Source organism: Pseudomonas sp. F1_0610, assembly GCF_047470865.1.
Taxonomy (GTDB): Bacteria; Pseudomonadota; Gammaproteobacteria; order Pseudomonadales; family Pseudomonadaceae; genus JAZDRH01.
The window spans coordinates 1-10,466 of sequence record NZ_JAZDRH010000048.1 but is presented as its reverse complement, the minus strand read 5'-3'; the positions used below and the strand labels follow the sequence as shown (position 1 = coordinate 10,466).

The window sequence follows — 10,466 nt, the reverse complement described above, 5'->3', positions numbered from 1 at the left end:
ATACAAAACCTATCGACCAGCGTTAGTTAGTGCCACTAGGAACTAGCATGGGGGCTTAGAGGGCGCGTTAACTTTTTTCTACGCTTTGTGCACACCTGCAAGCCCATCTCGCGATAAAGACGGTAAGTGATTCTGCTTAGCCCCAGCAGCTTACAAGCAAGTCTTTGGCTGAGTTTAGCGTCGTTAATAAGATGACGAACGGCTCTTTTCTTACTAGCTGGGGTTACCACTTTTTTGAGGCGACATCTTTGGGTGCCGCATTTTCAAGCCGCTTTTCTGCCAACAGCTTTTTTAATTTGTTATTTTCAGACTCGAGCTCTCGCAAACGCTTGGCTTCGCTCACTTCTAAGCCAGCCTATTTACTGCGCCAGTTATAAAAAGTGACGTTAGAAATGCCCATTCGTCGATAAATATCGCTGACCTTGGTGCCTGCATCATGCTCTTTAATGGATCGAATAATTTGCTCTTCGGTGTAACCTTTCTTCATAGTGAGTTCTCCAAAGGTTCTCAGTTTAATGGAAATCTCATCGAAGTTATGGTGCTAATTTAGGGGAAAAGGTCATGCCTATGCGCATAGGCAGACTAATGTAAATGAATTATATTGTGGCGTTATCAAAGAGGATTCTAAGCAAAAAATATTGATATTGTGAATCAATTAATCGCTGAAGGTGCTGAAGGCATTATTTTAGGTTGCACTGAAATTTGTATGTTGATTGGCGATGTTCAGTTTAGCGTACCAATTTTTGATACAACCACAATCCATGCAATGGCGGCTGTGGATTTTGCTTTGGCGGAATGATTTCATGATGAACCAACTTTTCACTCAATTGATTCAGCAAGAAATGGCTTTGCATCAACCTGAGGTTAGACAAAATGAGCAATTTCTACAATCAGTGTTACATGATGATTTTTTTGAGTTTTGTCGATCAGGCGCAACAACAGATAAGGCAGATACTTTAGATGATTTGTTGCGTGTTGAATCAATGACACAGATTTATTCTGAAAACTTTATTTGCTCGCTGTTAAGTGACGATGTGATATTGATGACATATTTGAGCTATCAATTAGAGAATGATCAACGCATTAAAATTACTCATCGATCTTCTATCTGGGTGAAAATGACAGAAGATCAATGGCAGTTACGCTTTCACCAAGGTACACCAACAACATAAAATAAAAGCCAGCGATGCTGGTTTTTTTAATGCAAAGTGGTTAATTATTTCGGTTGAGTAAATTCAATGCGTGTTCTTAAACCATCCATTTCAAAACGCATCCATAAATTAAAATTAGGCGACTGTAGATCTTTTTGATCCCAGTTTTGAATGGATACAGGATCTATGCTTTAAGCTGAATCTTGTACCATAATGACATCTTTTGGCATTCGTGTAGAAACGCCTAAAATAGATTTTTGGCGCTGACTTGCTTGTTCTGTATCAATGTTATAAATAGACATCCATGGATACAACTCACCTTTAGATACTTCAGCATAGCCTGCATAATTTTCACGTGCAATAAAACCTAACTGTGGCAGAATTTCGTTTGCTTCGCTGCTATTAATCGCAAGGAAAAGGTGATTTGCACTATTTTTCTTGTGTATCAATGATGGGATTTTTTCAATGAGAATTAGAAATGTGCAACCAGCCATTTTCTATTTTGGCGGAGATATCCATGCGGATGACGCCAAATAAATTAAATGATGCATTAAAATATGAGTATCTTGATCATAATGAGTTTTAATCTTATAGAATTCTTGAGATGATAGGCTGACTGGAAATGAATATTTTGTAAAAATTTCTGTGCTTTTTCTTCATCTTTTAAGTTGATTGCAATGCTAGTTGGGCGAATGAAGTAAGCACCAAAAATAGGCGCTACGATCAAATCAGCACCTGTACCAAAAAATCCTCTGCCATATTGCTCAAATTGCTTCAGACCAGGAAATTGTGTTTGAATAATGGGCGCCGAATCTTGGATGGCAATCGGGATATCATAATGGCAGGTTTAGTGGTGTTTGGCAGCATACATAAATGCAGCAAGCAATAAAGCGAACAATACACTGCTAAGTAAAGCAAAGATGGTCGGAGTCATACCTTTATTCCCTTTATTGCGGGTAGGGCTTAACTATAATAGCTATATGCCATCTTTTATTGTTTTCAAGCAACTTTTTGCAACTTATATGATCATGTTGTCGGATAAGCACTTAACTGGGCTAGCAGCAGAGGAGTCGTTTTGTGCGTACTGTAAATAAAGAGAAACTAGAGCAAAAGCAGATGGAAATATTAAATGCAGCTATTGAATGCTTTGCTAATAAAGGATTTTATGCCACAACTACTGCTGAGTTATGTCGCGCTGCTGGTATGAGTCCTGGAACGCTCTTTCATTACTTTCCTAATAAAAAATCAATTATTGAAGCTATTGCATTACTTGATCAACAAGAAACCATGGGTATTTTCCATAGAAACTGTGATGAGAGTAAACCCTTAGCCTCGATTCAAAACGTCGTTACTGAGCTGCTAAAAACAGCACAAAATCAAACTTTTTCTCGTATTTTTATTGAAATCTCTGCCGAGGCTTCACGCAATTCAGAAATTGATGTTTTGTTTGAGGAAACAGACGCCTTTATTCAAAAAACATTAATAACTTTAATAAAAAAAGGGCAAGCCATAGAAGAAATAGATAAAACGCTAAATCCTGAGCATACTGCATTATGGATTATGTCTATAGCCGAAGGTGCTGTAGGACGCGTGAAAGCTACTAGCAGTGAGGAGTTAGAACAGCATATTGCTATGGTTTGCTTAATTATTCATCGTTATTTAAATGTGCGTGGCCAGTAAATGCGTACTAAGACATAAAGCTAGCTACTAGAGCCCAGATGATCATGGTTGAAATAATCATGATCATGCCTATAATTTCAAAAGTTAACCCCTCTATAAAAAACGCCACAGCACACCTCCTGTCCCCGCAAATTACTGATCAGCCTTAACTTTAACTGGAATTGTTAAAAGTACAAACAAAATCTAATAATATTTAATTATTCAATAGAGTTAAAAGTTATACTATAATTACACTTAAAATATATATTTATTTTATATATTAATTAGCTAATGATTGCAGTTTCTAGACTGCATATCCGCGAGTAATATTAATATGAAAAAAATTGTCTTTTTTCGCCATGCACAAAGCGTGGCCAATATAGGTGGTGTTAGCCAACCTAATGCAGAAATTGAGCTAACAGCGTTCGGCCACCAGCAAGCATTATCCTTAGTTGATCAAAACATTATTAAACCTGATGCTATTTTTACTTCCGCATTTTTGCGCACCCAACAAACAGCAGCGCCTTTAGCTAAAAAATATCAATTGACCGCAGAAAGCTTAGCCTGTCTTAATGAGTTCAATATTTTCGATTTTGACTTAATAAAAGACTTAAATGGGCAACAGCGCTTACCTTTAACCTTGGCTTATTGGCGAGCTGCTGATCCAGACAAAAAGCATGGCGCTAATGCACAAAGTTTTAATGAGTTTAATCAACAAGTAATAGCTGCCATTCCTAGCATACGACAACTACCAAGTAATTCGGTTATTTTTGGACATGGCATGTGGTTTTCTTTATTCGCTTGGCATGTATTGGTCGACTCTACAAAGCGCTTTAATACGCTGCAATTACGCAGTTTTTTTAAGTTCCAAAGAGCTTTTCCGGTATCTAACCTAGCAGCCTTTGAGCTGCTTATAGATAGCGGTTCAACGGCTATATATTTACGTCAATTAAAGCTAACTTAGCTTGTGCTTAGACCCAATTATAAAAAGACGCTGGCAGTACATTCCAACGTCTTTTAAAAGTCTGTAACCTTTAGTTTTATCCTTGTCTATTAAAAGCTTACTTTAATGCCAGCAGTAAAGTTTCGTCCTGGTAGCTGCACTTGATCTTTGATCCAAGATGTATGTTCACGTGCTTTTACATTAAGTAAGTTATCTGCCCTAGCAAATAGCTGATAGTTAAAGGCATCTGCATTGCCATCATAGACTAGCGCCGCACCTAGCAGATTATAACCAGAGGTTTTCTGCTCAAAATCTGCTAACTTATCTTGCTTTTGCACTCGCGTAAAAGAAACATGCCCTGTTAGATTGTCTTGTATCCGCTGCTTAACGCGCACACCAAAGCGAGCAGATGGAATACGTGCTAAGTGACCATCATGCTTTAGCTTGCCGCGTACATGATCCCCCCAAAGTGTTAGATCAGTGCCCGTATTAAAAGCAAAGTTTACATCGCCTTCTAAGCCATTGAAGGTTGCATCATTTTGTCTGTATTGAATAACGCGATAACCTGCACCTGGTCTATCGCCTGTATCAGCAGCATAAATGTAGTCTTTCACTTGGTTACGATAGGCTGTCAAATTAAAGGTTACAAAACCCTGTGTTTTGCGCAGGCTCAGATCGATATTATGTGAAGTTTCTTTATCTAAACTTAAATTACCTTGCTCAATGGTTCGACTAGCCGCATGGGGGCCAAATGCATAAAGCTCATCAGCTATAGGTAAACGCTGAGAGCGTGAAATAGAACTGGCTAAGCTGTATTCTGGAACAAACTGCCAAACGGCCCCAGCGCTCAAGGATGTGCCATTATGGTTTTTATTTTTAGTCGGACGATTGCGTATATCCAAGTCTTTACGCACTTCAATACTTTGCCATTCATGTCGAGCACCTAGCTCATAACGCCAATTACCTTGTTCATATTCCTCTACGATAAAGAGCGCTTGGTTTTTGGTTAAGGTATTGGGAACATAAGCTTCTTCCCCAGTATTGCGAAAGTCTTTACGTACTATTTGTCCGCCAAGTATGCCTCGCCAGCCTGCAATAGGTGCATGTGTTAATTCTAGGCGAGCTTCTGTTGCTTTGTTATTAATCTGCGTAGCAACCTCTGCGCCCTCTATTTCTTTATGCTGATAATCCGTATGGCCCAAGGCAAAACGTATATGTTCAAAACCGGCTAGGTTAATGTCATATTCGCTACGCAAATCCCAGCGTTTTTGTAACATATCAATATAAGGCGTCCCATGCTCGTCATGATCATGATCGTGCCCATGGCCGTGACCATGATGGCCGCAATGCCAATGCATATGCTCACCATGACCGTGTGTATGACAATGGCCATGCTCATGAGCCAATAAACCATATTCATTAGCTTGGCGGCTATACGCGATTCCAGTGTAACCGTTATCTGTAATCCAACTGGTTCCTATATTGAAGCTGTTGGTGTCATTATAAGAGCCTTCTTGCTTGCGTTTATGCGAACCATCAGCTCGCCCTGCGGTACGATAAGGGTCAGCATCGCGCTTAAGACCTTCAATGCGTAAAGCAAAAGGGCCTTGCGCTAAGGTAGCGCCTGCTTTTACAAGATTTTCTTTTGCAACTGTATTGCCTTGCCATTGAAGATCTAACGCATAGCCTTTCTCTGGTAGCTGTGTAGGTATTTTACTATCAACGACATTAACCACACCTCCAATAGCTCCACCACCGTAAAGCAAGGTGGCAGGCCCTTTTAATACTTCAATGCGCTCCGCAAACATAGGCTCAATGGTAACAGCGTGGTCTGCACTCATGGTCGAAGCATCTAAGCTATCAATTCCATTGTTCAATACCTTTACTCGTCCAGCATCCATTCCACGAATAACAGGACGACTTGCCCCCGAACCAAATGAGCTTCCCCACACACCTGGCAGTTGATTTACGGTTTCCCCCAAAGTGGCACTTTGGGCAAGCTGAAGTTCCTCATCAGTTAAAATCTCACTCGCATTGACCATACGAAGTTGCGACTGCGCTAATGAGTTACTGTTCACTACTGAGGTTTTTAAGGTAAGAGGGTTATTGGCTAAGGCAGTACCCGTCCAAGTACTTAGAACCACGGCAATAGCCAATGGTGTTCTCAAAAACAACATAAAAGCTCCTGATGTTATATCTATGCATGTTGGTGTCTCTGGCCAGAAAACCTGTATAGCATAGTTTTGTTACAGTATAACATTCAAGCTATTTTGTTATATTATTTCATTTTGTATTTTTCACCTACAAAAAAGGAGCTTAAACAGCTCCTCTTTTGCAGCTATGCCAACAAACCTAATCCATCTGTAATGTATTTTTATCGGTTTGTTTTAATACTTGACTGGTAACCATTCCAGCCGTCATTGATCCACTTACATTTAACGCTGTACGCCCCATATCAATGAGCGGCTCTACTGAAATCAGCAAAGCAACCAACTCAACAGGCAGCCCCAGGGCTGGCAATACAATTAAAGCGGCAAAAGTAGCGCCACCACCAACACCAGCCACACCAATAGAACTAATGGTTACAACACCTATTAAAGTTGCAATCCACCATGGATCAAGCGGGTTAATGCCTACTGTAGGTGCTACCATCACCGCGAGCATTGCTGGATAAAGCCCAGCACAACCATTTTGCCCTATCGTAGTTCCAAAAGAAGCAGCAAAACTTGCAATAGACTCAGGAATTCCCAAACGACGCGTTTGCGTTTCAATACTTAACGGAATGCTGGCAGCACTTGAGCGGCTGGTGAAAGCAAAGGTTAAAACAGGCATAGTTTTTTGAAAGAAACGAACAGGATTAACCCCTACGCCAGACAAAATTAATCCATGTACAATAAACATCAAACCTAAACCAATATAAGATGCACCAACAAAGGCCCCTAGCTTGAGAATATCCTCAAGATTAGAACTTGCTACTACCTTAACCATTAACGCCATAACACCATAGGGTGTTAATGACATCACTAACCGAACAAGTTTCATGACCCATGCTTGTAAGGTATCAATAGCAATCAGTACGCGCTCACCTTTTTCAGTATCCTCTTTTAGAAGCTGTAATGCTGCCATGCCTAGAAATACCGCAAAAACTACAACACCAATAATGGCTGTTGGACTAGCCCCCGTTAGCTCAGCAAAAGGATTACGTGGAATAAACGAAACTACCATTGCTGGTAAGGTTAAATCGGTTATTTTTCCCATATAGTCAGTGTTTAGCTGACTTAGCCGTTGAGCTTCTCGCACCCCCTGTACTAATCCTTCCGCCGTTAAACCAAATAGGTTAGTAATAACAATACCTACCAATGCTGAAACTGCAGTTGTTATAAGCAGCACACTAATAGATAACGAACTAATTTTCCCGAGTGATGAGGCGTTATGTAATTTGGCTACAGCGCTGAGAATAGAGGCAAAGACAAGCGGCATAACGACCATTTGCAGCGCATTAACGTAGCCGCCAGCAACAATATTAATCCACTCAAGAGACTGCCCAATAACCGGATTATCTATCCCGTAAATCCAATGTAAACCTAGGCCAAAAACCACACCTAGCAACAGACCGGCCAATACTTTTTTTGACAAACTCCAATTCGTGCGTTGCGTTTGTAGCAATAGCCACACAAATAAAACGAATACTATGAGATTTACTACGAGGGGCAAATTCATCCCTTCTCTCCACTTGCGATGCACATTGTGCACAATAAATTCTAGAACAACTGCCTATGCTAACAATTTATCAATATTTTGCGTTATGCCATTAAGTTGTAACCTAAGAACACGGCGAAAATAGATTTCATAAAATAATAACGATTTTCATTACGGGTTTTTATTTTATAATTCGACATGGTTAGTGAACCCCCTCATTAACCTGTGAAAATTAGTATGAAAAATCTGCCAACCTCTATAAAACCCATAGTCTTAGTATTCAGTTTACTCAGCGCGGGGGCTGCATTAGCAGCGCCACAACACTTTGCTCTGACAACTAAAGACCTTAGCACCAACTTAGAGCAACTCGCTCAGCAGGCTGGTATTACGCTATCTTTTGATTATCAACTAATACAAAATATTTCAGCGCCCACTATTAAGGGCAATTACGAGCTTGCTGACTTGTTTAATCGTCTACTTGATGACAAAGGTTTAGTCGCCATCAATAAAGGAGAAAACACCTGGGTAATACAAGCCAAAACTAGCTCTGCCATTGACTTAGACAAAGCTGTCGTTTATTCCAATCAACTGGGCACTATTACTGAGAACACTGGCTCCTATACTCCCGGAACTATAGCTACAGCTACGCGTATAACGCTTACGCCTCGTCAAACGCCACAAAGCATCAGTGTTATTACTCGACAAAAGATGGATGACTTTGCCCTTACCAATATTGATAGCGTAATTAAACATACGCCAGGCGTAAGCATTCTGACTTATGATAGTGAACGCACTGAATACTATGCGCGCGGCTTCGCGATTCAAAACTTCCAATACGATGGCATCCCGATGACGCGTAACTCTGCTTACTCAGCAGGCAATACGCTAACGGATATGGCAATTTATGACCGTGTTGAAGTTTTAAAAGGCGCTAATGGCTTATTGACTGGCGTAGGCACACCTGGCGCTACCTTAAACCTTGTGCGCAAAAAACCTACTTATGAAAATCAAGGGCATATTTCTTTAGGTTTAGGCTCATGGGATACCTATCGTACAGAAATAGATCTCAGTGGACCGTTAAATAAAGAAGGAAGCATTCGCGGTCGCTTTGTTACTGCCGACCAGACAGCCCATTCTTGGCAAGATCGCTATAAAAAAGATGTTTATGTTTTTTATGGCATTATCGAAGCTGATGTAAGCGAAAATACCTTATTAACCTTGGGCGCTGATTATCAAGATAACAAACCTAAAGGTTCAACATGGGGTGGCAACCCATACTGGGATAGCCAAGGGAATTTTAATAAGCGTTCACCTAGCTTTAGTAATGCAGCAAGTTGGAGCCACTGGGAACAATACACCCGCACTGTGTTCTCCACCTTAGAACATAGGTTTAATAATGGCTGGGTGGGTAAAGTACAACTTAACCATCAAATTAATGGCTATGATGCAAAATTAGCCGCGCTATCGGGTGGCAACCCTAATCCAAGTACAGGCAAAGGCGCTAAGTTATGGTCAGGTCAATATGAGGGTAAAACAACTAGCGATGCTATAGATGCTTACCTCTCAGGCTTTACTGAGCTATTTGGGCGTGAGCACGAGTTTGTGCTTGGCGCTAGCTATGCAAAACGCCATTGGAAAAATACGGGAGAAAGTGGCCACGAATATTATCAAGGCAGAGACTTTGACTACTATAACTGGACAGGCGTTATCGAAAAGCCTGTTTGGGGGAATCGCTACCAAGATGATGTTAAAACCTATGAGCAAGGCTATTACGCTACCAGCCGCTTAAATTTCAGCGACAACTTTAAGCTTATTTTAGGCGCTCGTTTATCTAACTACAAAGAGCAAGATATGCGCACCTTTGACAAGGTGACGCCATTTATTGGCGCTGTCTATGATGTAAATGACAATTTCTCCGTCTACAGCAGCTACAGTAAAATTTTTAAACCTCAAGATGCAAAGGATATACATAATAAAACCTTGCCGCCAATGACCGGAGCAAACTACGAAGCAGGTATTAAAGCCGAGTTTTTTGAAGGTCGGCTCAATATGCAAGCCGCTTATTTTGAAATAAGACAAGATAACTATGCTCAAGAATACAGCGTTGAAAATCCTCAACGTCCTTATGCTTATGAAGCCATCAAAGGAGTAAAAACCAAAGGCTATGAAATTGAGGTATCTGGCGCATTAAGTGATAACTGGCAAATACAAGCTGGTTTTAGCTATGCGGCTCCCAAGCTTAAAGGCACAGCGATCAATACTAGTATGCCAAAAACCCAAGCAACACTTTACTCCAGTTACAACTTTGAAGGTGAGTTAAAACCGCTAACACTCGGTGCAGGTATGCGCTGGCAAAGTAAAACATGGTCGAACCGCCAAGCACCTACAGGGCAATATGACGCAAAAGGCAAAGTTATTTGGCAAGATAAACGTTTTTCTCAGAAAAATTTCTTTGTGGTAGATGCTATGGCTAGCTATCAATTAACAGATAACCTAACGCTCAGTTTAAATATTGATAATTTACTTGATGAAAAGTACTACACCATGATGGATATTTATAGTGTTTACTCATGGGGCGCTCCACGTAGTTATATGCTTACAACACGCTACAATTTCTAACGCCCAACAGACAATGCAAGGCTGATAACCACTTTAAAGCCTTGCATTGTTAATTTAAATTCAATACTCAGCACTTGCTAACGGATGCGAGACTCAAATTCTAAATGAAATACCCTACCTATTTTATTGGACACATTAGTCAGAGCTTGAGCCGACTCAAAAAAGAAAAATAGTCTGAATGAAGAATCAGCAACTGCTGCCCCCACTACTGCACCTTATGAAAATATTTCATTGCATACTTAACCCCGTGCATGAACAAGTCAAGGCTAACAGCTCATAATTGCTATTCACTCTCTATTGTTAATGACATCTCTCTATGCAAATCATTATCTTTAGATAAGCAAAATCTATTATAGAACCATAAAGATTACTTTTAAATAACTACGAAAAATAAT

At 40.3% G+C, this 10,466-nt stretch carries 8 protein-coding genes and 1 pseudogene; 5 read left to right on the top strand and 4 right to left on the bottom strand.

Features of this window, described 5'->3' with window-relative positions:
• Positions 1 to 59 precede the first annotated feature (59 nt).
• A pseudogene (locus VQ643_RS15745) lies at positions 60 to 487 on the bottom strand (transposase); the annotation flags it as partial.
• Between the two features lie 159 nt (positions 488 to 646).
• On the opposite strand from VQ643_RS15745, the gene VQ643_RS15740 reads away from it, so the two are divergent.
• Both VQ643_RS15740 and VQ643_RS15735 read left to right on the top strand, forming a co-directional pair.
• On the top strand, positions 647 to 799 hold the full coding sequence (locus VQ643_RS15740) for an aspartate/glutamate racemase family protein (protein ID WP_414201369.1): 153 nt from the start codon (positions 647 to 649) through the stop codon (positions 797 to 799).
• A gap of 4 nt (positions 800 to 803) precedes the next feature.
• On the top strand, positions 804 to 1,172 hold the full coding sequence (locus VQ643_RS15735) for a DUF4440 domain-containing protein (RefSeq protein ID WP_414201367.1): 369 nt from the start codon (positions 804 to 806) through the stop codon (positions 1,170 to 1,172).
• Positions 1,173 to 1,342: 170 nt separating this feature from the next.
• Here the strand turns inward: VQ643_RS15735 and VQ643_RS15730 are convergent, their stop codons facing one another.
• The gene (locus VQ643_RS15730) at positions 1,343 to 1,645 is read right to left on the bottom strand and encodes a hypothetical protein (RefSeq protein ID WP_414201365.1); all 303 of its coding nucleotides are present in this window, start codon (positions 1,643 to 1,645) and stop codon (positions 1,343 to 1,345) included.
• Between the two features lie 583 nt (positions 1,646 to 2,228).
• On the opposite strand from VQ643_RS15730, the gene VQ643_RS15725 reads away from it, so the two are divergent.
• Complete coding sequence (locus VQ643_RS15725) at positions 2,229 to 2,831, top strand: TetR/AcrR family transcriptional regulator (RefSeq protein WP_414201363.1); 603 nt, start codon at positions 2,229 to 2,231, stop codon at positions 2,829 to 2,831.
• A 313-nt stretch (positions 2,832 to 3,144) separates the two neighbouring features.
• A complete protein-coding gene (locus VQ643_RS15720) occupies positions 3,145 to 3,774 on the top strand; it encodes a histidine phosphatase family protein (RefSeq protein ID WP_414201361.1) in 630 nt (209 codons plus the stop codon).
• 89 nt (positions 3,775 to 3,863) lie between these two features.
• Here VQ643_RS15720 and VQ643_RS15715 read toward each other — a convergent pair whose 3' ends face one another.
• Both VQ643_RS15715 and VQ643_RS15710 read right to left on the bottom strand, forming a co-directional pair.
• Positions 3,864 to 5,930 carry a TonB-dependent receptor gene (locus VQ643_RS15715; protein WP_414201359.1) on the bottom strand — a complete coding sequence of 689 codons (2,067 nt, stop codon included), beginning with the start codon at positions 5,928 to 5,930 and terminating at the stop codon, positions 3,864 to 3,866.
• A gap of 175 nt (positions 5,931 to 6,105) precedes the next feature.
• Positions 6,106 to 7,473, bottom strand: coding sequence for an L-cystine transporter (locus tag VQ643_RS15710; RefSeq protein WP_414201357.1), 1,368 nt, complete (start codon positions 7,471 to 7,473; stop codon positions 6,106 to 6,108).
• Between the two features lie 216 nt (positions 7,474 to 7,689).
• On the opposite strand from VQ643_RS15710, the gene VQ643_RS15705 reads away from it, so the two are divergent.
• Entirely contained in the window at positions 7,690 to 10,071 is a 2,382-nt protein-coding gene (locus VQ643_RS15705) for a TonB-dependent siderophore receptor (RefSeq protein ID WP_414201355.1), read from the top strand.
• The last annotated feature ends 395 nt before the right edge of the window (positions 10,072 to 10,466 follow it).

What these genes read in the sequence shown, in the direction of transcription:
- VQ643_RS15735 (WP_414201367.1), top strand. Translation starts at nt 804, where the DNA reads ATGATGAACCAACTTTTCACTCAATTGATTCAGCAAGAAATGGCTTTG.
- VQ643_RS15730 (WP_414201365.1), bottom strand. Translation starts at nt 1,645, where the DNA reads ATGGCTGGTTGCACATTTCTAATTCTCATTGAAAAAATCCCATCATTG.
- VQ643_RS15720 (WP_414201361.1), top strand. Translation starts at nt 3,145, where the DNA reads ATGAAAAAAATTGTCTTTTTTCGCCATGCACAAAGCGTGGCCAATATA.
- VQ643_RS15715 (WP_414201359.1), bottom strand. Translation starts at nt 5,930, where the DNA reads ATGTTGTTTTTGAGAACACCATTGGCTATTGCCGTGGTTCTAAGTACT.
- VQ643_RS15710 (WP_414201357.1), bottom strand. Translation starts at nt 7,473, where the DNA reads ATGAATTTGCCCCTCGTAGTAAATCTCATAGTATTCGTTTTATTTGTG.
- VQ643_RS15705 (WP_414201355.1), top strand. Translation starts at nt 7,690, where the DNA reads ATGAAAAATCTGCCAACCTCTATAAAACCCATAGTCTTAGTATTCAGT.